Origin of the sequence: Pseudoroseomonas ludipueritiae, from assembly GCF_014490445.1 — a bacterium.
Classification (GTDB): Bacteria; Pseudomonadota; Alphaproteobacteria; order Acetobacterales; family Acetobacteraceae; genus Pseudoroseomonas; species Pseudoroseomonas ludipueritiae.
Window position 1 is genome coordinate 20,428 of the sequence record NZ_JACTUZ010000017.1, and the last position, 21,815, is coordinate 42,242.

Consider the following 21,815-nt stretch of genomic DNA (forward strand, 5'->3'; position numbering starts at 1 on the left):
TCGTTTGGCCTACGCGCTGCAGCAGCTCATCAACGGCGTCTCGCTCGGAATGATCTACGGGCTCATCGCCATCGGCTACACCATGGTCTATGGCATCATCGGCATGATCAATTTCGCCCATGGCGATATCTTCATGGTCGGTGCCTTTCTGTCCCTCATCGGCCTCTTGCTGATCACCTCCGGCGGCATGCTGGACGGGCCGGCGGCCATTGTGCTGGTCCTGGCCCTTTCCATGGCCTTCACCGCCCTTTACGGCTGGACGGTGGAGCGCATCGCCTATCGCCCGCTGCGCGGCTCCTTCCGCCTGGCGCCGCTGATCTCGGCCATCGGCATGTCCATCGTGCTGCAGAACTACGTGCAGGTGGCGCAGGGCGCCCGGGTGAAGCCCATCGAGCCGGTGGTGCAGGGCGGCTTCACGCTGATGCAGGACGGCACCTTCGCCGTGCAGCTCTCCACCATGCAGATCCTGATCATCGTGACGACGCTGGTGATCCTGGGCGTCTTCACCTGGTTGGTGACCAAGACGCCGCTGGGCCGCGCCATGCGCGCCTGCGAGCAGGACCGGCGCATGGCCAGCCTGCTGGGCATCGATACCGACCGCACCATCAGCATCACCTTCGTCATCGGCGCGGCCCTGGCCGCCGTCGCCGGCACCATGTACCTGCTGCGCTACGGCGTGATTGACTTCTACATCGGCTTCCTGGTGGGGGTGAAAGCCTTCACCGCCGCTGTGCTGGGCGGCATCGGCAGCCTGCCGGGCGCCGTGCTGGGCGGGCTGCTGATCGGGCTGATCGAGACCTTCTGGTCCGCCTATTTCAGCGTGCAGTACAAGGATGTCGCCGCCTTCTCCATCCTGATCCTGACGCTGATCTTCATGCCGACGGGCCTGCTGGGCCGCGCCGAGGTGGAGAAGGTATGAGCCTGGCCCAGACCCGGCGCCCCCCTCTGGGCGCCGCGCTGAAGGATGCGGGGCTGGCGGCGGTGATCGCGGCCGGGCTCTTCCTGCCCATGGTGGGGCTGCGGACGGATGTGGGCCCCACCGGCGCGCTCTTCCTGCGCACCCGCTGGACCGATGTGCTGCTGCTGATGGCCATTGTCTTCACCGGGCGCTTCCTGATCCGGCTCTGGCAGGAATGGCGGGCGGGGCGGCATGGGCCTTCGGTGCAGAAGCGCCTCGCCGGGCCGATGCTGCGCCTCGGCCGCTATGCCGCGCCCGCGCTGCTGCTCTTGGCCCTGCTGCTGCCGGTTATTCCCGGCATCGGGCGCTATGAGCTGGACCTCGGCATCCTGGTGCTGACCTATGTGATGCTGGGCTGGGGGCTGAACATCGTAGTCGGCCTCGCGGGGCTGCTGGACCTCGGCTATGTCGCCTTCTACGCGGTGGGCGCCTATTCCTACGCGCTGCTGGCGCAGTATTTCGGCCTCTCCTTCTGGGTCTGCCTGCCGCTGGCGGGCATTCTCGCGGCCTTCTGGGGCGTCCTGCTGGGCTTTCCCGTGCTGCGGCTGCGGGGCGACTACCTCGCCATTGTCACGCTCGGCTTCGGCGAGATCATCCGGCTGGTCCTGCTGAACTGGGTGGAGCTGACTGGCGGGCCCAACGGCATCTCCGGCATTCCCCGCCCTTCCTTCTTCGGACTGGCCTTCACCGCCGGGGGCGGCCCCGGCTCCTTTGCCGATTTCTTCGGGCTGGAGCCGAGCCCTACGCATCGCGTGGTCTTCCTCTATTACCTCATCCTGGCCCTCGCCCTGCTGACCAACTGGGTCACGCTGCGGCTCCGCCGCCAGCCGCTCGGCCGCGCCTGGGAAGCGATGCGGGAGGATGAGATCGCCTGCCGCTCCCTTGGCATCAACATCACCACCACCAAGCTGACCGCCTTCGCGCTGGGCGCCATGTTCGGCGGCTTCGCCGGCGCCTTCTTCGCCACCCGGCAGGCCTTCATCAGCCCGGAATCCTTCACCTTCATCGAAAGCGCCATCATCCTGGCCATCGTGGTGCTGGGTGGGCTCGGCAGCCAGCTCGGCGTCGCCATCGCGGCGCTGGTGCTGATCGGCGGCTTCGAGGTGTTCCGCGATCTGCAGGAATGGCGCATGCTGGTCTTCGGCGGCGCCATGGTGCTGATCATGATCTGGAAGCCGCGCGGGCTGGTCGGCAGCCGCACGCCTTCCGTGGCGCTGGGCGAGAAGCGAACCATCAGCGCCGCCATGGTGGCCGAGGGGCGCGGCTGATGACGCCCATCCTGACGGTCGAGAACCTGACCATGCGCTTCGGCGGCCTGATGGCGGTGAGGGAGGTTTCCTTTGTTGCCGCGCAGGGCGCCATCACCGCCGTCATCGGCCCCAATGGCGCCGGCAAGACGACGATGTTCAACTGCATCACCGGCTTCTACCGGCCCACCGGCGGCAGCCTGACCTTGCACCATGGCGGGCAGGACGTAGCGCTGCACCGCCTGGCCGGGCACCGCATCGCACGCGCCGGTGTGGCCCGCACCTTCCAGAACGTCCGCCTCTTCGGTGGCATGACGGTGCTGGAGAATCTGCTGGTGGCGCAACATCGCCGACTGATGGCCGCAACCGGCTTCGGCATCGGCGCCGTGCTGGGCCTTTCCGGCTACAAGGCGGCGGAACAGGCGGCCATCGGCCGCGCCACCGCCTGGCTGGCAGCCTGCGGGCTGATCGACCGTGCCGACGACCCGGCGGGCAGCCTGCCCTATGGCGCGCAGCGGCGGCTGGAGATTGCGCGCGCCATGTGCACCGAACCCACGCTGCTCTGCCTGGATGAGCCTGCGGCCGGCCTCAACCCACGTGAATCCGTGGCGCTGGGCGAATTGCTGCGCGCCATCCGCGATGGCCGCGCGGCGGAAGGCGCGGCCCCCTGCTCCATCCTGCTGATCGAGCATGACATGGGCGTGGTGATGGGCATTTCCGACCAGATCGTGGTGCTGGACCATGGCAGCAAGATCGCCGATGGCGTGCCCGCCGCCATCCGCGCCGACAGCAAGGTGATCGCCGCCTATCTGGGCGAGGGCGACGAGGACGAGGGTGAGGACAGCGCGGCATGAGCATGCCATTGCCGGAAACCGGCCCCTTGCTCGAGATTCGGGATGTCTCCACCTTCTATGGCGCGATCGAGGCGCTGAAGGGCGTTTCCATCAGCGTGGCGCCGGGCGAGATCGTCACGCTGATCGGCGCCAATGGCGCGGGGAAATCCACGCTGCTGATGACCATCTGCGGCGACCCGCGCGCGCGCTCCGGCCGCGTCATCTTCGATGGCCAGGACATCACGGAACGGCCGACGCATCACATCATGCGCGGCGGCATCGCGCAGTCGCCGGAAGGGCGCCGCGTCTTTCCGCGCATGAGCGTGCATGAAAATCTGCTGATGGGCGCGCAAAGCCTGGGCATCGACCCCGGCCCGGGACTGGAACAGGCATTTGCTCTTTTTCCCCGGCTGAAGGAGCGGGAGGCGCAGCGCGCCGGCACGCTCTCGGGCGGCGAGCAGCAGATGCTGGCCATTGCCCGCGCCCTGATGTCACGCCCGCGCCTGCTGCTGCTGGACGAGCCTTCGCTTGGCCTGGCGCCGCTGGTCTCGCGGCAGATCTTCCAGGCCATCCGCAAGCTGAATGCGGAGACGGGGCTGACGGTGCTGCTGGTGGAGCAGAATGCCAACCAGGCGCTGCGGCTGGCTCACCGGGGCTATGTGCTGGTCACCGGACGGATCACCATGTCCGGCACCGGGCGCGAGCTGCTGGCGCGGCCGGAAGTGCGCGACGCCTATCTGGGCGGCCACTGAGATCGGGCTGGCGGAGCGGCGAGAAGCTTCCTAGGCTGCAATGAACAACACCGGCCGCGACGGGTTCCGGCGGCTGAAGAGCGGAGGGTCTGATGATGCAACGCAGGCAGCTTCTTGGCACCGTGGCCGGCCTGACGGCCGCCGGTGTGGCGGGTGTGGGGGCGAGCCGTGGCGCGCAGGCGCAGTCCGGCACGCTGCGCATCGCCTCCGTCGGGCCCATGACCGGGCAATACGCGGCCTTCGGCGCGCAGCTTCGTGTCGGCGCCGAGCAGGCGGTGGCCGACCTCAACGCGGCGGGCGGCGTGCTGGGCCAGCAACTGGCGCTGGAAATCGGCGACGATGCCTGCGACCCGCGCCAGGCGGTCTCGGTCGCCAACCAGATGGCCAGCCGGCAGGTGAAGCTGATCGCCGGGCATTTCTGCTCCGGCTCCTCCATCCCCGCCAGCAAGGTCTATGCGGAGGAAGGCGTGCTGCAGATCAGCCCGGCCTCCACAAACCCGCAATATACCGATGCCGGCGGCTGGAACACCTTCCGCACCTGCGGGCGCGACGACCAGCAGGGCAAGGTGGCCGGCGCCTATATCGCCAAGACCTATCCGGGCAAGAAGGTCGCCATCCTTCACGACAACTCGGCCTATGGCAAAGGCCTGGCGGACGAGACCAAGAAGGCGCTGAACGCCGCCGGCACGACCGAGGCCGTCTATGCCGCCTACACGCCGGGCGAGCGCGATTATTCCGCCCTGGTCTCCCGCCTGAAGTCCTCGGGCGTCGAGGTCATCTATGTCGGCGGCTATCATACCGAGGCTGGGCTGATCCTGCGGCAGGCCAAGGAACAGGGCATGCCGGTGACGCTGATCGGCGGCGATGCACTGGTGACCAACGAGTTCTGGCAGATCGCCGGCGCCGCCGGCGAGGGCACGCTGATGACCTTCGCCTCCGACCCGCGCAAGCGCCCCACCGCGGCCGAGGTGGTGGCGCGCTTCCGGGCCAAGAATGTCGATCCGGAAGGCTATGTTCTCTACACCTATGCCGCCGTGCAGATCTGGGCGGAAGCGGCGAAAAAGGCCAATAGCGCCGATCCCAAGAAGGTCTCGGAAACGCTGAAGTCCGGCGGCCCCTGGAACAGCGTGCTGGGCCCGATCAGCTTCGACAAGAAGGGCGACGTGACCGTGCCGGATTACGTCTTCTATGTCTGGAAGAACGGCTCCTACGGCGAGGTCTGATCCGCGCCGCATCGGGTTCCGCGACCCAGGGAAAGCCGGGGACACTGCTCCCCGGCTTTCGTGTTTCGGAAGCTGGCGGGGCGCGGATCGAATCGCCGGGTTCCCGCTTGGGCCTGCCCTTCCTTTTCCCCAGCCCCGGCGCGCCGCAGCGGGTGGTGGATAGCGAGATCGGGCGTGAATTGTTCTCGCTGCTTCAAGAAATTCGGGCTGGTCGCCCTGGGCTGGTGGGACAATGGCACGCGCCACACCACCAGCAGCAAGCGGCTGCTGGCGCCGATCTTCGTGCCGCTGGCGCAGCAGATCGGCCTGGACCCGCTGCAGCTCGGGCTGATGATGGTGCTCAACCTCGGTATCGGCCTCTACACGCCGCCGGTGGGCACAACGCTCTTCATCTCCTCCTCCATCGCCGGCAGTTCCATGGGGGAGACGGTGCGGGCCCTGTGGCCCTTCTTCTTTGTCGCCATCGGCCTGCTGCTGGCCGTCAGCTATGTGCCCGCGCTCACCATCCGCTTCTGACGGGGCCGGAAGCGAGGAGGGAGCAACAGTGGTTGCTGTTGCTCCCCCGCAGGTGCGCCGGAACCCGGCTCAGCGCGCCGACATCATCGTGGAGGTGGGAACCGGCGGCAGGTAGACGAGCTGGCCTTCCCCGCCCGGGTCCATGGCGATGCCGGCCCGCCGCTGCACGAAGGTCGCGTCCTGGTAGACAATCCGCCCGTCCTGGCCGCCACCCTGGAGCTGAACAGCGCCGCCACCCAGGATATTGCTGTCATGGCCCGACCCGTAATCCACGGCGAAGCTCTCGCCGGTGCCGGTGATGGTCAGCGTCTGTGCCTGCGCCAGGCCTGCCGGAAGGATCAGGGCCAGGGCGCCAAGGAAGCTCCAGGTCTTGTTCATGGTCGTTTCTCCTCTGGGGGCCTGATGGCGGCCCCTTGTTGTTTGGCGAGGAGGAACTTGCCCGCACCGCATGTGAGATGCCGTGTGCAGCAGCGTTGGAATGCGGCCACGACCCGTGGTTTCGAATGGTGGCCGCCGCGCCGGAGTTGCCGCGCCGAAGCCTGGTCTCCCGCCATCTTGTCTTGTGATTCCTGCGGAAACGCGGAATCTAGGCCGCATCGTGATTCCGGCTCCGCCGGCCACCCATACCGCCCGAGATCGCCATGCTCAGGATCCGGCTGCTCGGCGACATGACCGTGCTGCGTGATGGGGAGCCACAGGCTCTGCCTCCCTCTCGCAAGACAAGGGCATTGCTGGCCTATCTCGTCGCGACCGGGCGGCCGCAACGGCGGGACCGTATCTGCAGCCTCTTGTGGGATGTGCCTGACGACCCGCGGGGCGCCCTGCGCTGGAGCCTGAGCAAGCTCCGAACCGTGGTCGATGAACCCGGCGGCCCGCCCCATATCCTGGCCCATGGCGACACGGTCGCCTTCGCGTCGGAGGGCGTCGCCTGCGACCTGCACGCGCTGCGGGACGTGGCGGGCCATGGCGGCGGCGCCAGCCTGCGCGCCGCTTCCAGCGACCACCTGCGGGCCGTGGCCGGTGAGGATGGCGGCGAGTTCCTGGAAGGCCTCGACCTGCCGGCGCATCCGGACTTCCAGGCATGGTGCGTGGCCCTGCGCGAGGATGTGCGGCGGCAGCGGATGCTGCTGCTGAAGGCCCTGGTGGAGCGGCTTGCGCCCGCTGCCCCGGAAGAGGCGCTGATCTATGCGCGGCGGCTGGTGGCGCTCGATGGCTTCGATGCCCCGGCGCGGGTGGCGCTGATCCATCTGCTGGCGCGGCTGGGGCGCCGCGACGAAGCCGAGCAGCATTGCGGCAGCGGGCTGCGGCTGTTGCGGGAGGCCGGCCTTCCGACAGCCGCGCTCGAGCGGGCGGCGCAGGATCTGCGTGCCACCACGGCCAGGTTCCAGCATGCGGAAGAGGCCAATGGGCAGACGGCGCCAGGGATGGAGCGGCTGGCGCCGCCGCACCCCGCGCCGGCGGTGCGGCAGCAGATCCGCTTCTGCCGCACCACCGACGATGTCCGCATCGCCTATGCGGTAAGCGGGCAGGGCCGCCCGCTGCTGAAGCCCGGCACCTGGCTGACGCATCTGGAGCATGACTGGCGGAGCCCGGTCTGGCATCACTGGATGCGGGAATTGTCCGCCGGGCGGAGCCTGGTCCGCTACGACCAGCGCGGGAACGGCCTTTCCGACTGGGACGTGGAGGACCTGTCCTTCGAGGCCTGCCAGCGCGACCTGGCGGCCGTGGTGGAGGCCACGGGCGTCAGGCGCTTCCCCATGCTCGGCATTTCGCAAGGCTGTGCCTCCGCCATCGCCTATGCGGCCGAGAATCCGGAGCGTGTCACGCGCCTGGTCCTGTATGGCGGCTATGCCAGGGGCTGGGCGATGCGCGGCAATACGGCGGAGATCGCGATCCGCAAGGCACTGAGCACCCTCATGCTGCACGGCTGGGGGGCCAATACCCCCGCCTTCCGCCAGTCCTTCACCAGCCTCTTCATCCCCGACGCCAACCCGGACCAGGTCCACTGGTTCAATGAGCTGCAAAGGGTGACCACCTCGCCCCAGAACGCCATCCGCCTCACCGACATGTTCGGCTCGATCCAGGTGGAGGCGCTGCTGCCCCGCATCCGCGTGCCCACCCTGGTCATGCATTGCACCGACGATGCCGTGGTTCCCTTCGAGGAAGGGCGGCGCCTGGCCACGGGCATCTCCGGCGCCCGCTTCGTCGCGCTGCCAGGCCGCAACCATATCCTGCTGGAGGACGAGCCGGCCTGGCCGCAGTTCCTGGCCGAGCTCATCCCCTTCCTGGCGGAAGACGAAAGCTGACCCGGCGGGGAGCGGCATCCGGCGCCGCTCCCCGCGCCCGTCAGCCGCGCCGCGGCGGAGAAGCCGGCCAGCCGCGGATCAGCGTGTCGTAATCCACCGTCTCGCCGCGCTGCTTCTCATCCGCCAGCTTCCGTTGCGGCGCGATATTGCCATCCTTCCGCGCCTGCTCGTACCAATGCTCGGCGCTGCTCCGCGCATTGAGCTGTGGGCCGCATTCGCCCTGCACATTGGCGCGCTGCAGCCGCTCCAGCACGCCGTCCTGCGCTGCCGCCAGCGCATCCATCGCCTGCTGCGGCGTCTTGGCGCCCGAGGAGGCATCGCCGATATTCTGCCACCAGAGCTGCGCGAGGCGCGGATAGTCGGGGATATTCACCCCCGTGGGCGTCCACTGCACCCTTGCCGGGGAGCGGTAGAACTCGATCAGCCCGCCCAGCTTCGGCGCCCTCTCGGTGAAGGATTCATGCCAGATGTCGCCTTCGCGGATAAAGGTGAGGCCGACATGGCTTTTCTTCAGGCTGGTGGATTTCGCCACGCAGAACTGGGCATAAAGCCAGGCGGCGCGGCGCCGGTCGGCCGGCGTGGATTTCAGCAAGGTCCAGGAACCCGCATCCTGGTAGCCGAGCTTCATGCCCTCCTTCCAGTAGGACCCGTGCGGCGATGGCGCCATGCGCCATTTCGGCAGCCCCTCGGCGGTGACCACCGGCAGGCCAGGCTTGACCATGTCGGCGGTGAAGGCGGTGTACCAGAAGATCTGTTGTGCGATATTGCCCTGCGCCGGCACCGGCCCGCTCTCGGAGAAGGTCATGCCGGCCGCTTCCGGCGGGGCGTATTTCTTCAGCCACTCGACATACTTCGTGACGGCATAGACCGCGGCCGGGCCATTGGTATCGCCGCCGCGATCGATGGAGGAGCCGGCCGGGCGGCAGCCCTGCATCCGGATGCCCCATTCATCCACCGGCTTGCCGTTGGGAATGCCACGGTCGCCATTGCCGGCCATGGACAGCCAGGCATCGGTGAAGCGCCAGCCGAGCGAGGGGTCCTTCTTGCCATAGTCCATATGGCCATAGACCTTGACGCCATCGATCTCCTTCACCGTATTGGTGAAGAATTCCGCGATATCCTCATAGGCCGACCAGTTGACCGGCACGCCGAGTTCATAGCCGAACTGGCGCTGGAAGGCCTCCTTGATCTGCGGCCGCGTGAACCAGTCGTAGCGGAACCAATAGAGATTGGCGAATTGCTGGTCCGGCAGCTGGTAGAGCTTGCCATCGGGCCCGGTGCCGAAGCTGCGGCCGATGAAATCCTCCAGGTCCAGCGTCGGCAGCGTATGCTCCCGGCCCTCGCCCGTCATCCAATCGGTCAGCGGCACAGCCTGCTGGTAGCGGAAATGGGTGCCGATCAGGTCGCTGTCATTCACCCAGGCGTCATAGACATTGCGGCCCGACTGCATCTGGGTCTGGATCTTCTCCACCACATCGCCTTCCTGCAGCAGGTCGTGCCGCAGGTTCATGCCCGTGATCTCGGAGAAGGCGCGCGCCAGGGTGCGGGCCTCGTATTCATGCGTGGTGATCGTCTCCGACACCACATTGATCTCCTGCCCGCGGAAAGGTTGCGCGGCACGGGCGAACCATTCCATCTCCTGCATCTGCTGCTCGCGCGACAGGGTGGAGGGCTGGAACTCCTGCTCCACCCAGCGGCGGGCAGCATCCATGCCCTGCGCCAGGGTGTGCCTGGGCGCCAGGATGGCGGGGGCAGCCAGGACGGCGGCGCTGCCCAGCAGCAGCTTCCTCCGGTTCGTGATCATGTCGTTCATGATATTTCCTCCCGTTTTTTAGCCATACCCGGCGCTGTGGCGCCGGACGTCAGGCCCAGCGGAACAGGGCTGCGCCGAGGAAAACCGAGACGATGCTGGCGCCCCAGAGCGGCGCATCACCCGCCAGGGCCAGCCAGCCGAGATGAATGAAGGCGGCGGCGAGCAGCGTCAGGAACAGCCGGTCGCCGCGCGTGGTCGGCAGGCCCAGGATGCCGGTTTTCTCGACCTCCGGCCGGACAATGGCCAGCACCGTCATCACGGCCAGCGTGGCGAAGAGAAGCACGAAGAAGAGCGCCGTCTGCCAGGTCCAGGCCATCCAGGAGAGGTCCATCACACCCGCCCCAGCGCGAAGCCGCGCGCGATGTGGTTGCGGACAAACCAGATGACGATGACGCCGGGGATGATGGTCAACACGCCCGCTGCCGCCAGCAGGCCCCAGTCCATGCCGGCGGCGGAGACCGTGCGCGTCATGGTGGCGACAATGGGCTTGGCGTTCACGGTGGTCAGCGTCCGCGCCAGCAGCAGCTCGACCCAGGAGAACATGAAGCAGAAGAAGGCCGCGACGCCGACGCCGCCGGCGACCATCGGCAGGAAGATGCGGATAAAGAAGGCAGGGAAGGACCAGCCGTCGATCGCCGCCATCTCGTCGATCTCGCGTGGCACGCCGGACATGAAGCCTTCCAGGATCCAGACGGCGAGCGGAATGTTGAAGACGCAATGCGCCAGCGCCACGGCCCAGGGCGTGTCGAAAAGCCCCACGGCGCTGTAGAGCTGGAAGAAGGGCAGCGCGAAGACCGCCGCCGGCGCCATGCGGTTGGAGAGCAGCCAGAAGAAGAGGTGCCTGTCACCCAGGAAGCGGTAGCGGCTGAAGGCATAGGCGGCCGGCAATGCGACGGCGAGCGAGATGGCCGTGTTCAGCAGAACGTATTTGAGGCTGTTGATATAGCCGCTGTACCAGGAAGCATCTGTGAAGATGCGGCGGTAGTTCTCCAGCGTCGGCTTCTGCGGCCAGAGCGTCATGCCGGAGGCGATCTCGGCATTGGTCTTCAGGCTCATGTTGACCAGCCAGTAGATCGGCACCAGCAGGAACAGGATATAGAGCGCCAGCAGAAGGCGTGGCGCCACTGCGCGCAGCAGGCCCTCGCGCCATGGCCTGCGGCTGTCCGGCAGCGCCGCCGGCGCCGTTCTGGCACCGCTGCCTCCGGCTGGCGCCGCGACACGGGTCTGCACGCCGCTCACCGCCCCGCCTCGCCCTGCCCGCGGGTGGTGGTGGCGAAGAAGACCCAGCAGACCGAAAGGATGATCAGGTTGTAGACGATGGACATGGCCGCCGCCTTGCCCAGGTCGAACTGCCCGAGCGCGATCTTGACCAGGTCGATGGACAGGAAGGTGGTGGCGTTGCCCGGCCCGCCGCCGGTCACGACGAAGGGCTCGGTATAGATCATGAAGCTGTCCATGAAGCGCAGCAGCACCGCGATGGTCAGCACCCGCTGCATCTTGGGCAGCTGGATGGCGCGGAAGACGGCCCAGGCCCCCGCGCCATCCACCCTGGCGGCCTGGTAATAGGCATCCGGGATGGCGCGGAGGCCGGCGTAGCAGAGCAGGACCACGAGGGATGTCCAGTGCCAGACATCCATCAGCACCACGGTAATCCAGGCATGCAGCGGCACCTGGGCATAGTTGAAGTCGATGCCGAGCCCGTTGACTGCCGCGCCTAGCATGCCGATGTCGCGCCGCGCGAAGACCTGCCAGATGGTGCCGACCACGTTCCAGGGGATCAGCAGCGGCAGGGCCAGCACGACCAGCGCGGCGGCGACACCCCAGCCCCGCCGTGGCAGCACCAGGGCGACGGCGATGCCGAGCGGGATCTCGATCAGCAGGCAGAGCGTGCTGAACAGCAGCGTGCGCCACAATGCATCGAAGAAGCGCCCCCCGAGGTCGGTGGAAGGGTCCAGCAGCTCCCTGAACCAACCGGTGCCGTTCCAGAAGAACTGGTTGTTCCCGAAGGTGTCCTGCACGGAATAGTTCACCACCGTCATCACCGGGATAAGCGCGGAGAAGGCGACCAGCAGGACCACCGGCAGCACCAGGAACCAGGCGCGGTTGTCGCGCGGCTTGGCCATGGCCTAGGCCTCCCCTGGCATCAGCCGGCCACCGGCATAGACATGCAGCTGGGCGGGCTGCAGAAGGAGGCGAGGCTCGGCCGGCACCGGCATCCCCTCCGGCAGCGTGGCGGCGAAGGGACGGCCCGCCAGCTCCAGGCGCGCGATGCGGCGGCGGCCAAGATCCTCCAGGCGGCGGATGGTGACCGGCAGCCCCTCATCCGCCAGCGTCGCGAATTCCGGGCGGATGCCAAGCTCGACCTGCCCCGAAAGCGCCGGATAGGCGTGCGGCAGGGTGACATGCAGCCCGCCGGGCAGCAGGGCCTGCCGCCCTTCGACGGCGCAGGGCAGCAGGTTCATCCCCGGGCTGCCGATGAAATGCCCCACGAAGGTATGCGCCGGCCGTTCGAACAAGGCCTCCGGCGTGCCCATCTGCACCACCTCGCCTTCCGACATCACCGCCACGCGGTCGGCAAAGGTCAGGGCCTCGGTCTGGTCATGCGTCACATAGATCATGGTGACCGGGACCTCCCGGTGCAGTTCCTTCAGCCGGGAGCGCAATTCCCATTTCAGGTTCGGGTCGATGACCGTCAGCGGCTCATCGAAGAGGATGGCGGCCACGTCGTTGCGCACCAGCCCGCGCCCCAGCGAGATCTTCTGCTTCTCATCGGCGCCGAGGTTGCGGGCGGGCCTGTCGAGATCCCGCGTCAGGCCCAGGAGCCGCGCGACATATTCCACCCGCCCACGCGCCGCGGCGGCCGGCACGCCGCGGTTGCGGAGGGGAAAAGCCAGGTTCTCCCGCACGGTCATGGTGTCATAGACCACGGGGAACTGGAAAACCTGCGCAACATTGCGCCGCTCCGTCGGCAGCGCCGTCACATCGGCGGCGCCGAACAGCACGCGCCCCTCGCTCGGCCGCAGCAGGCCGGAGACGATGTTCAGCAGCGTCGTCTTGCCGCAGCCGGAAGGGCCGAGCAGCGCATAAGCGCCCGCGTCCTCCCACACCATGTCCATGGGCTTCAGCGCATAGCCGCCCCCGCCGGGATAGGCATGCGCCAGGCGCTCGAAGCCGATGCGGGCCATCAGGCGGCCTCCGCAAGGCTGGCGGCGAGCCGGCCATCGGCGCCAAAGACAAGGCAGCGGCGGGCATCGAGCCAGACCGTCGCGGCATCGCCCGGCTTCGGCCTTCTCACCCCAGGGGAAAGCACCACCCATGGCAGGCCGCCGACATCGAGGTGGATGTAGCTTTCCGAGCCCGTGACCTCGGCAAGGCGCACGACCGAGGGCATGGAGACCGCGCTTGGCAAAGGCTCCAGCGAGAGCTGATGCGCGCGGATGCCGACCGTGCATGACCCTTCCGGCAGGTGGATGCCGGATGCGGGAAGCCTGGCGCCGCCCGCGAGGATGATGTGCCCGCCTTCCAGCCGGGCAGGCGCCTCGTTCAAGGGGGGGTCGGAGAAGACGCGCGCCGTCGCAAGGTCGGCGGGGTAACGGAAGACATCCCCCGCCCTGCCGAACTGCGTGACCCTCCCTTCCGACATGGTGGCGACCAGGCCGCCGAGCAGCAGGGCCTCGGCCGGCTCGGTGGTGGCATAAACGAAGACGCTGCCGCTCTCGGCGAAGAGCCTCGGCAATTCCTCGCGCAGTTCCTCGCGCAACTTGTAGTCGAGATTGGCCAGGGGCTCGTCCATCAACACCAGGGCCGCGCGCTTGACCAGCGCCCGGGCTATGGCGGTCCGCTGTTGCTGCCCTCCGGAAAGTTCCAACGGCCGGCGGGAGAGAAAGGGTGTCAACCGAAGCAGCCGCGCCGCCTCCCGCACCCTTGCCTCGATCTCGGCGCGCGTGAAATGCCCGCGCAATGGCGAGGCGATATTCTCGAAGACGGTGAAGGAGGGATAGTTGATGAACTGCTGGTAGACCATGGCCACGCTGCGCCTGCGCACAGGCCAGCCAGTGACATCCTGGCCTCCGGCGAGGATGCGGCCCTTGGTCGGCCGGTCCAGCCCCGCCAGCAGCCGCAGCAATGTTGTCTTGCCCGCGCCCGTCGGCCCCAGCAGCACATTGGGCGATGCCGCGACGAACTTCATGCTCACCGGGTGCAGGAGCGGCTCCCCGCCCATGGCCAGGCTGATGCCTTCGAGCGCAACGGTCACCTGGGAAGCCTCCAGGCCGGCACAGGCAAGCACTCTTCCGGGGCGGTCCCCGAGCTACCGACGGCGCCGGTGACAAGCAGGTCCCGGACCTCCTTGTGATCCCTTCCCCACACGCTGGCATTCCCTGGACGCCCGGATACTGTGGCGAAGACACAACGGAGTCACAACAAGAATCGGCGGCATCGCGGCCAGGCAGCTACGGCCGCTCAGGGGCCGGCCACGAAGGATAGCTGCCGCGTGAGAAAGGTGTAGTCGGATTCAAGCATCATGATCCCCACGAAGATGAGGACCATGAGCGGCGGAACCACGACCGCGCAGACCAGGGCGAGGTGCTCCCAGGCCATGTGCATGAAAACGGCCATGATCAGGACTGCCTTCAGCATCATGAAAAGCAGGATCAGCGACCATCTCCACATGCCCTGGAGATGGATGTAGTCCACAAAGTAGGAACAGGCGCTGAGAACGAAGAGCAGGAGCCAGGTGATGAGGTAGAGCCCGACCGAATGCCCTTGCTCTCCCGATGCATGTGTCTGTGCCATCGTCTGTCTCACCAAAGGTAGAAGAAGGCGAAGATGAACACCCAGACCAGATCCACGAAGTGCCAGTAGAGGCCCATGATCTCGACCGCTTCATAGTTCCCCCGGCGGCTGGTGAAGAAGCCCCTCGCACCGTTGTCATAGTCGCCGCGCAGCACTTTCCGCGCGACGATGAACAGGAAGATGACGCCGAAGCTGACATGGGTGCCGTGAAAGCCGGTGATCATGAAGAAGGTGGAGCCGAACTGCGGCGCCCCCCAGGGATTGCCCCAGGGCCGCACGCCTTCATGGATCAGCTTGGACCATTCGAAGGCCTGCATGCCGACGAAGACAAGCCCCAGGACCGCCGTGGCCAGCATCAGGTAGGCGCTACGCAGGCGGTCCCGCCGGTAGGCGAAATTGACCGCCATGGCCATGGTCCCGCTGCTGCTGATCAGCACAAAGGTCATGATGGCGATCAGGATGAGCGGCACCGGCGTGCCGCCGATCGTCAGCGCGAAGACCTCGCTGGGATTGGGCCATGGCACCACCGTGGACATCCGCACGGTCATGTAGGAGATCAGGAAGCAACTGAAGACAAAGGTGTCGCTGAGCAGGAAGATCCACATCATCGCCTTGCCCCAGGACACATCCCTGAAGGTGCGCCGGTCCGCCGACCAGTCTGCGACGAAACCGCGCCAGCCGCGCTGCGCGGATCCGGCGGGCCTGCTGTCTTCCAATGCGATCCGTTCCATCGGCCTGGAACCCTTTCCCTGGGCAGACCTCTTCGGGATGCACCACCCGAAGGGCGATGATGTCGGGAGCCTTCAGCCGTGCAGCAGCAGCGCCAGCACAGCCAGCCATACCAGCAGCAGGAAATGCCAGTAGAGAGCACAAAGATCGACAGCCAGCGTCATCCGCCTGGTGGCGCCGCCCTGGCTGAGCCTGGCAGCCGCCCTTCCCAGGGCGACGAGGCCGCCCAGCAGGTGCAGCCCGTGCAGGGCCGTCAGCAGGTAGAAGAAGGCATTCGCTGGGTTGGCCGCCATGTAGAAGCCGGCCGCGGCCAGTTGCTGGCAGGCCAGGACCTGCCCCGCCAGGAACAGCAGGGCGCTGCCGCCACCGGCGGCAAGGGCATTGCGCAGGCTTTCGGCCCGCCCGTGCCTGGCGGCAAGCTGCGCCCAGCCCAGGGCCAGGCTGCTCAGGACCAGCAGGCCGGTATTGGGCCAGAGCAGCCAGGGCAGGGGCAGGGAGCGCCAGTCGCTCGCCATATGCATCCGCATGGAATAGGCGCTGGCGAAGAGCGCGAAGAGTGCGCTGACAACGGCCAGGAAGACACCGAGGCCGACCTTCTCCGCCGGCAGCCTTCCTGGGCCATCCGCGTGGATGGTATCGGCCGTCCCTGTCTCCAGCCAGGGTTTCCCCGTCAGCCGCTGTTGCGACAGCCACCAGATGGCGATCATCGCCAGCGTGGTCACCAGAAGAAGCATGATGGTCATGGCGCGGCGCTCCGCGTGGCCTGGCTGGCGGGCGGCTCGTTCTGCGGCAGGAAGTCCTGCGCGGCGCCGGGCACGCTGTAGTCATAGGCCCAGCGGTAGACCACCGGCAGCTCCCGGCCCCAGTTGCCATGCCCCGGCGGGGTCTCGGGGGTCTGCCATTCCAGCGTGGTGGCGCGCCAGGGGTTTCCGCCGGCGGGCGCGCCATGGCGCAGGCTCCAGATCATGTTGAAGACGAACACCAGCTGGGCGAAGCCGACCACAAAGGCCGCCACGCTGATCATCTGGTTGAGTTCCCCGGTGGAGAGCGGAAGCCCGTCCATCTCACCCATCGTGTAGTACCGCCGGGGAACGCCCATCAGGCCAAGGTAGTGCATGGGAAAAAAGATGAGGTAGGAGCCGATGAAGGTCGCCCAGAAATGGAACTTCCCCATTGCCTCATTCGACATGCGGCCGGTGACCTTGGGATACCAGTGGTAGATCGCCCCGAAGATGACGAGGATCGGCGCCACGCCCATCACCATGTGAAAATGCGCGACGACGAACATCGTGTCGGAAAGCGGCACGTCCAGCACGGCATTGCCCAGGAACAGACCCGTCAGCCCGCCATTGACGAAGGTGACGATGAAGCCGAGGGCGAAGAGCATCGGCACCGTGAGATGGATATCGCCGCGCCAGAGCGTGAGCACCCAGTTATAGACCTTGATCGCCGTCGGCACGGCGATGATCAGCGTCGTGGTGGCAAAGAAGAAACCGAAATAAGGATGCATGCCGCTGACATACATGTGGTGGGCCCAGACGCCGAAGCTCAGGAATCCGATGATGACGATGGCCCAGACCATCATGCGGTAGCCGAAGATATTCCGCCGCGCATGCGTGCTGATGAGGTCGGAGACGATGCCGAAGGCCGGCAGGGCCACGATGTAGACTTCCGGATGGCCGAAGAACCAGAACATGTGCTGGAACAGGATCGGGCTGCCGCCGCTGTAGTTCAGCGGCTGGCCCATCTCCACAATGGCCGGCATGAAGAAGCTCGTGCCCAGCAGGCGGTCGAACAACAGCATCACCGCGCCGACGAACAGGGCGGGAAAGGCCAGCAGCGCCATGACGCTGGCGGTGAAGATGCCCCAGACCGTGAGCGGCAGGCGCATCATGGTCATGCCCCGCGCCCGCCCTTGCAGCACGGTCACGACATAGTTCAGCCCGCCCATGGTGAAGCCGATGATGAAGATGATCAGCGAAACCAGCATCAGGACGATGCCGGCATCGCGCCCCGGCGTGCCGGAGAGGATGGCCTGGGGCGGGTAGAGGGTCCATCCGGCGCCGGTCGGCCCACCCGGCACAAAGAAGCTGGAGAGCAGCACCAGCACCGCGAGCAGGTAGGTCCAGTAGCTGAGCATGTTCAGGTAGGGGAAGGCCATGTCCCGCGCCCCCACCATCAGCGGGATGAGGTAGTTGCCGAAGCCCCCCAGCAGCAGGGCGGTGAGCAGATAGACCACCATGATCATGCCGTGCATGGTGATGACCTGGTAGTACTGGTTCTGGTCGATGATGGAGAGGCTGTCCGGGAAGCCCAGCTGCAGCCGCATCAGCCAGGACAGCACCAGGGCCACGAAGCCCGCCGCCAGGGCCGTGGCCGAGTACTGCAGGGCAATGACCTTGGCATCCTGGGAGAAGACGTATTTCGTCCACCAACTCGTGGCGTGGTAGAGTTCGTCCTCCGGAGCCTCGGCATGGTCCAGGCCCTCAAGCGGTTTTGCCGTCGCTTCGCCCATCGGTTTCCTCCTCGCCCCGCTGCCTGGGGCTGGTGTGCTGCGGCGTCAGTGCGGTGGGTGGGCAATTCCTCCGGCCGGCCGGGCATTCCCCTCCGCCGCGCCTTGCTCGCGCGACGCGATGGTGGGGGTGGCGCGTGACGCGAAGGTCTGCTGCGCCCCAAGCCATGCCTGGTAGTCCCGCTCGTCATCGATGACGACCCAGCCGCGCATGATCGCGTGCCCGACGCCACAAAGCTCGGCGCAGAGGATCTGGAAGCGCCCGGGGCGGGTGGGGGTGAACCAGAGCTGCGTCACCATGCCGGGCACCAGGTCCATCTTGGTGCGGAATTCCGGCACATAGAAGCTGTGCAGCACATCGACCGAGCGCAGCAGGAGCTTGACCGGCTTGCCGAGCGGCAGGTGCAGGTCCGCTGCCTCGACCACGATGTCATCCTGCCCTTTCGGATCTTCCGTGCTGATGCCAAGCGGGTTGCCGACAGGCTGCACATTCCGGATGTCGGTGATGCCAAGCTGGCCATCCTGCCCCGCCAGGCGGAAGTTCCAGGACCATTGCTGGCCCACGGCCTCGACCTCCACCGTGCCCGCCGGCGAGGTGATGAACTGGTTCCAGACCATGAGGCCCGGCGCCAACATCGCGGCCACGCCCACGGCGGTGACAACCGCGAGGCCCAGCTCAAGCCGCGTGCTTTCCGGCTCGTATTCCGCCTTGTGTCCCTCCCGGTGGCGGAAGCGGAGAAGGCAGTAGGCCAGAAAGATCATGACAGCCACGAAGACGAGGCCGGTGATCCAGAAGGTCAGGTTGATGGCGCTGTCGATATAGTGCCAGTTCGAGGCGATCGGCGCCCACCACCAGGGGCTGAAGAGATGAAACAACACTGAGAAGAGGGCCACCGCCAGCAGGGCGTAGGGCACCGCCTGGCCATGCCGCACGGCCTTGCCCTCGGCTTCGTCGAAGGCCGTGCGGATCAGGTTCAGGATCATGATGGCGCTGAGGAAAGTGAGGGCCAGCCCAACCCAGAGGAAGGTGGCATCGACCGCGCGGCTGGCGATGAACAGGCCCGCCAGGCCGAGCAGCGCCACGCAGATCCCCGCCGTCCATCGTGCGTCGTTGCTCACCGCGCTCCTCCCGGTTTCCGCCGCAGGCGCCAGTTTGCTTCTTGTCCTGTTCCACGCAGGATCGGCGCCAAGGCCCGCGCCGGTCGCAGCATGGCCTGTCAGGTCTCTTCACATCCCGCCGGCTCCAGGCGCCATCCCATTGGCGACGATGCGCGCGAGAAACGCAGCTTCAGAGCAGCGTGCCGTGGCCTTCGCTCAGCACGGCCCGTCTGGTGCTCCGCCGCGAAGCGGAGTGAGCCTTCCGCGAGCTGCCCTCCGGCGCAGCCACACGTGGCGATCGCACCATCCACAAGGCACCGATACAAGCGAATCCGCAACGATCATGCTCTTTGCGCCGATCTGGCGTCAAGGCAAAGGGCTGCGTCCCCGGTCAAGCCGGAACGCCGCTTTGCCTTCCTTCTTCTGGCTCCTGCAAAAGTCAGTCGGATACCGCTGCGAAGTGGCGTAGACTCCGTTCCGCGCGATGGGGCACGGATCCTGCCGGACCAAGCCGCGCCGATATGGTCCAGAGACAGCCGAGATCCCCTCCGTACAACAGTTCGGGAGGAGCGAATATGTCCATCCGGAACCCGATGGAATGGAGCGTCGACCAGATCAACACCGCCGCCAGGTCGGCGGCCATGGAGGCCAGCCACCATGGCCAGGGCCGCGCCCGGGGCATGCCCCTGCCCGCGGTTCGCAGGATCGGCATCGCCGACCTCAGGGAAGCCCTGGCAAGGGGCGCCGGCGACCTGGGCGCGAAGCGCTCCGACGTCATCTTCCTTTGCCTCATCTATCCCATCGCTGGCCTTGTCCTGGCACGGGCGGCCTCAGGCTACGGGATGCTGCCGCTCATCTTCCCGCTCATCTCCGGCTTCGCGCTGATCGGGCCTGTCGCGGCGGTAGGGCTTTACGAAATCAGCCGCCGCCGCGAGGAGGGTCAGGACGTCTCCTGGAAGGACGTGTTCGGCGTGGTTCACGCGCCGGGCTTCGATGCCCTGGTGGGGCTGAGCTTCATTCTGCTGGCCATCTTCGCGGCCTGGATGCTCAGCGCTTATGCCATCTTCCTGGCCACGCTCGGGCCCAATCCACCGGTCTCGGTCTCCGCCTTCGCGCATGATGTCTTCAACACGCCAGCGGGCTGGACGATGATTGTGGTGGGCATCGGGGTGGGCTTCCTCTTCGCGGTTGCTGTGCTGACGATCAGCGTCGTGTCCTTTCCCCTACTTCTGGAAAGGAATGTGGGGCTCGCCGGGGCGGTGGGCACATCCGTCCGCGCCGTGCTGGCGAATCCCGGCCCCATGGCTGTCTGGGGGATGATCGTCACAGGCGCGCTGGTTCTGGGGGCGCTTCCCGGACTCATCGGCCTGATCATCGTCCTGCCCTTGCTGGGGCATGCCACCTGGCACCTGTACCGCAGGGTGGTGGAGCACTGACCCAGGCGGCCTCTGGCCGTCCCGCGCCGGCGGCGGGCTAGCCGGCGTGAAACAGCCATGTCCTGCAACAGGACATAGCTTTCCTTTCTGGCTCCGCGCTCATGGCAGGCGTGCAGCGGCCATCGCGGAACCGAAAGCAGGCGGCTGCCTAATCCGCCGAAACCGCCGTCTGCGGCACGGCAGCCACCGCGCGCCTGAGGGCCTGGTCAAGGTCGCGGATCAGGTCGTCAGGATGCTCAAGGCCAACCGACAGCCGGATGAGCCCCTCGGTGATGCCGCTCATGGCCCTTGCCTCGGCCGGAACGCCGGAATGCGTGGTCGATGCCGGGTGGCAGATGAGCGACTCCGTGCCGCCGAGCGAAACCGCGAGCTTGAAGATCTGCAGGTGGTTGAGGATGCGGAAGGCCAGCGCCCGGTCGTCCGAGACGACGAAGGAGAAGGTGGAGCCTGGGCCTGAGCACTGGCGGGCATAGATCGCGCGGTCGCGCTCGGACGCGAAATGCTCCGGATGCAGCACGCGGCAGGAGATATGCGGGTTCGCGGCCAGCCAGGCAGCCACCTTCCTGCCGCTCTCTGCCGCGCGCTCCATGCGCAGCGACAGGGTCTCCATGGAGCGTGCCAGCATCCAGGAGGAATGCGGGTCGAGTTGGAAGCCATAGGCCGAGCGGGTCTGGCGCACCGGCTTCAGCATGTCGCGGGAGCCGGTGATGCCGCCCGCCACCAAGTCCGAATGGCCACCGACATACTTGGTCAGCGAATAGACGCAGATATCCACCCCGAAATCGAGCGGCTGCTGGAATACCGGGCCGAGCATGGTGTTGTCGCAGACGATGATCGGGCGCTGGCCTGAATTGCGCGACCATTCCTCCACCGTGGCCCGCACGAGCGCGAGGTCGATCAGGGCATTCGTCGGATTGGCGGGGGTTTCGAGATAGACCATCCTGACCGGGCCGCGCTGCGCCGCCCTCCCCAGCGCCTCCGCCAGGGCTTCGGCGCCCGTGCCATCGGTGAAGGGAAAGGGGTTGATGCCCCATTGCGGAAAGACCTTGCCGATCAGGGTCTCGGTCCCGCCATAGAGCGGCGTGTAATGCACGATCCCATCGCCCGGCCGCAGGTAGCTCAATGCCACGGCGCTGATGGCGGCCATGCCGGAGGCGGTGACAAGCGCAGCCTCGGCATGGTCATAGAGGGCCAGGCGGTCCTCCACGATCTCCAGGTTGGGGTGATTGAAGCGGGAATACACCAGCCCGCCAGCCCCCATGCCGGCCGGCGCGGTCTTGCGCCCGGCGACGACATCGAAGAACTCCGCTCCCTGCTCGGCCGTTTCGAAGGCGAAGGTCGAGGTCAGGAAGACCGGTGGCTTGACCGCGCCCTCGGACAAGGCGGGGTCATAGCCGAAGGCCGTCATCTGCGTCTGCGGGTGCAGCGGCTGCCCGTCCAGATGCGTTCGCCGGAAATTCCTTGCCATGATAGCCTCCCATTCGCCTGGGCGACTATAAACAGCTTGACGGCGGAATCCCTTCGCAAGGCTGTGCGGAATGCCTCAGCTCGGGTCGTTCTTTCCGGCTCATCCAACGGCTTCGCCAGGATCGCGAGGC

General features: G+C 66.9%; 21 protein-coding genes. 8 read left to right on the forward strand and 13 right to left on the reverse strand.

Going from position 1 to position 21,815, the window contains the following annotated elements:
- Positions 1-4 precede the first annotated feature (4 nt).
- From IBL25_RS06870 to IBL25_RS26845, 6 genes are all read left to right on the forward strand, one after another.
- A complete protein-coding gene (locus IBL25_RS06870) occupies positions 5-919 on the forward strand; it encodes an ABC transporter permease subunit (RefSeq protein WP_187777818.1) in 915 nt (304 codons plus the stop codon).
- Positions 916-2,226: a high-affinity branched-chain amino acid ABC transporter permease LivM gene (gene livM / locus IBL25_RS06875; protein ID WP_187777819.1), complete on the forward strand. Its 1,311-nt coding sequence runs from the start codon at positions 916-918 to the stop codon at positions 2,224-2,226. Before IBL25_RS06870 ends, livM begins: the two co-directional genes overlap by 4 nt.
- The gene (locus IBL25_RS06880; RefSeq protein WP_275295959.1) at positions 2,226-3,059 is read left to right on the forward strand and encodes an ABC transporter ATP-binding protein; all 834 of its coding nucleotides are present in this window, start codon (positions 2,226-2,228) and stop codon (positions 3,057-3,059) included. Before livM ends, IBL25_RS06880 begins: the two co-directional genes overlap by 1 nt.
- Positions 3,056-3,790 (forward strand): ABC transporter ATP-binding protein, encoded by a 735-nt coding sequence (locus IBL25_RS06885; protein ID WP_238940258.1) that lies wholly within the window; start codon positions 3,056-3,058, stop codon positions 3,788-3,790. The genes IBL25_RS06880 and IBL25_RS06885 overlap by 4 nt, the downstream gene beginning before the upstream one ends.
- A 92-nt stretch (positions 3,791-3,882) precedes the next feature.
- Positions 3,883-5,013, forward strand: coding sequence for a branched-chain amino acid ABC transporter substrate-binding protein (locus IBL25_RS06890; protein WP_187777820.1), 1,131 nt, complete (start codon positions 3,883-3,885; stop codon positions 5,011-5,013).
- Positions 5,014-5,187: 174 nt separating this feature from the next.
- The gene (locus IBL25_RS26845) at positions 5,188-5,529 is read left to right on the forward strand and encodes a TRAP transporter large permease subunit (protein WP_202986706.1); all 342 of its coding nucleotides are present in this window, start codon (positions 5,188-5,190) and stop codon (positions 5,527-5,529) included.
- 69 nt (positions 5,530-5,598) lie between these two features.
- On the opposite strand, the gene IBL25_RS06900 is transcribed toward IBL25_RS26845, so the two are convergent.
- Positions 5,599-5,907, reverse strand: coding sequence for a hypothetical protein (locus IBL25_RS06900; RefSeq protein ID WP_187777822.1), 309 nt, complete (start codon positions 5,905-5,907; stop codon positions 5,599-5,601).
- A gap of 263 nt (positions 5,908-6,170) precedes the next feature.
- On the opposite strand from IBL25_RS06900, the gene IBL25_RS06905 reads away from it, so the two are divergent.
- Positions 6,171-7,835, forward strand: coding sequence for an alpha/beta hydrolase (locus IBL25_RS06905; protein ID WP_187777823.1), 1,665 nt, complete (start codon positions 6,171-6,173; stop codon positions 7,833-7,835).
- 40 nt (positions 7,836-7,875) lie between these two features.
- On the opposite strand, the gene IBL25_RS06910 is transcribed toward IBL25_RS06905, so the two are convergent.
- From IBL25_RS06910 to IBL25_RS06960, 11 genes are all read right to left on the reverse strand, one after another.
- Positions 7,876-9,648 carry an ABC transporter substrate-binding protein gene (locus IBL25_RS06910; protein WP_238940259.1) on the reverse strand — a complete coding sequence of 591 codons (1,773 nt, stop codon included), beginning with the start codon at positions 9,646-9,648 and terminating at the stop codon, positions 7,876-7,878.
- A gap of 49 nt (positions 9,649-9,697) precedes the next feature.
- Positions 9,698-9,979, reverse strand: a complete 282-nt coding sequence (locus tag IBL25_RS06915) for a DUF2160 domain-containing protein (RefSeq protein ID WP_187777824.1) — start codon at positions 9,977-9,979, stop codon at positions 9,698-9,700.
- The gene (locus tag IBL25_RS06920; RefSeq protein WP_456315859.1) at positions 9,979-10,887 is read right to left on the reverse strand and encodes a carbohydrate ABC transporter permease; all 909 of its coding nucleotides are present in this window, start codon (positions 10,885-10,887) and stop codon (positions 9,979-9,981) included. Before IBL25_RS06920 ends, IBL25_RS06915 begins: the two co-directional genes overlap by 1 nt.
- Positions 10,884-11,771 (reverse strand): carbohydrate ABC transporter permease, encoded by an 888-nt coding sequence (locus IBL25_RS06925; RefSeq protein WP_187777825.1) that lies wholly within the window; start codon positions 11,769-11,771, stop codon positions 10,884-10,886. The genes IBL25_RS06920 and IBL25_RS06925 overlap by 4 nt, the downstream gene beginning before the upstream one ends.
- A 3-nt stretch (positions 11,772-11,774) precedes the next feature.
- On the reverse strand, positions 11,775-12,833 hold the full coding sequence (locus IBL25_RS06930) for an ABC transporter ATP-binding protein (RefSeq protein WP_187777826.1): 1,059 nt from the start codon (positions 12,831-12,833) through the stop codon (positions 11,775-11,777).
- Positions 12,833-13,903, reverse strand: coding sequence for an ABC transporter ATP-binding protein (locus tag IBL25_RS06935; RefSeq protein ID WP_187777827.1), 1,071 nt, complete (start codon positions 13,901-13,903; stop codon positions 12,833-12,835). The genes IBL25_RS06930 and IBL25_RS06935 overlap by 1 nt, the downstream gene beginning before the upstream one ends.
- Before the next feature lie 206 nt (positions 13,904-14,109).
- On the reverse strand, positions 14,110-14,442 hold the full coding sequence (locus IBL25_RS06940) for a cytochrome C oxidase subunit IV family protein (RefSeq protein WP_187777828.1): 333 nt from the start codon (positions 14,440-14,442) through the stop codon (positions 14,110-14,112).
- 8 nt (positions 14,443-14,450) lie between these two features.
- Positions 14,451-15,173, reverse strand: a complete 723-nt coding sequence (locus IBL25_RS06945) for a heme-copper oxidase subunit III family protein (RefSeq protein WP_187777829.1) — start codon at positions 15,171-15,173, stop codon at positions 14,451-14,453.
- Positions 15,174-15,245: 72 nt separating this feature from the next.
- On the reverse strand, positions 15,246-15,914 hold the full coding sequence (locus IBL25_RS06950) for a cytochrome c oxidase subunit 3 (protein WP_187777830.1): 669 nt from the start codon (positions 15,912-15,914) through the stop codon (positions 15,246-15,248).
- Positions 15,911-17,686, reverse strand: a complete 1,776-nt coding sequence (gene ctaD, locus IBL25_RS06955) for a cytochrome c oxidase subunit I (protein WP_187777831.1) — start codon at positions 17,684-17,686, stop codon at positions 15,911-15,913. The genes IBL25_RS06950 and ctaD overlap by 4 nt, the downstream gene beginning before the upstream one ends.
- Positions 17,687-17,731: 45 nt before the next feature.
- On the reverse strand, positions 17,732-18,802 hold the full coding sequence (locus IBL25_RS06960; protein WP_367615570.1) for a cytochrome-c oxidase: 1,071 nt from the start codon (positions 18,800-18,802) through the stop codon (positions 17,732-17,734).
- Positions 18,803-19,356: 554 nt separating this feature from the next.
- Between IBL25_RS06960 and IBL25_RS06965 the strand changes: the two genes are divergently transcribed.
- Positions 19,357-20,217: a DUF2189 domain-containing protein gene (locus tag IBL25_RS06965; protein ID WP_187777832.1), complete on the forward strand. Its 861-nt coding sequence runs from the start codon at positions 19,357-19,359 to the stop codon at positions 20,215-20,217.
- 148 nt (positions 20,218-20,365) lie between these two features.
- Here IBL25_RS06965 and IBL25_RS06970 read toward each other — a convergent pair whose 3' ends face one another.
- Positions 20,366-21,685 carry a cystathionine gamma-synthase family protein gene (locus tag IBL25_RS06970; RefSeq protein WP_187777833.1) on the reverse strand — a complete coding sequence of 440 codons (1,320 nt, stop codon included), beginning with the start codon at positions 21,683-21,685 and terminating at the stop codon, positions 20,366-20,368.
- Positions 21,686-21,815 lie beyond the last annotated feature (130 nt).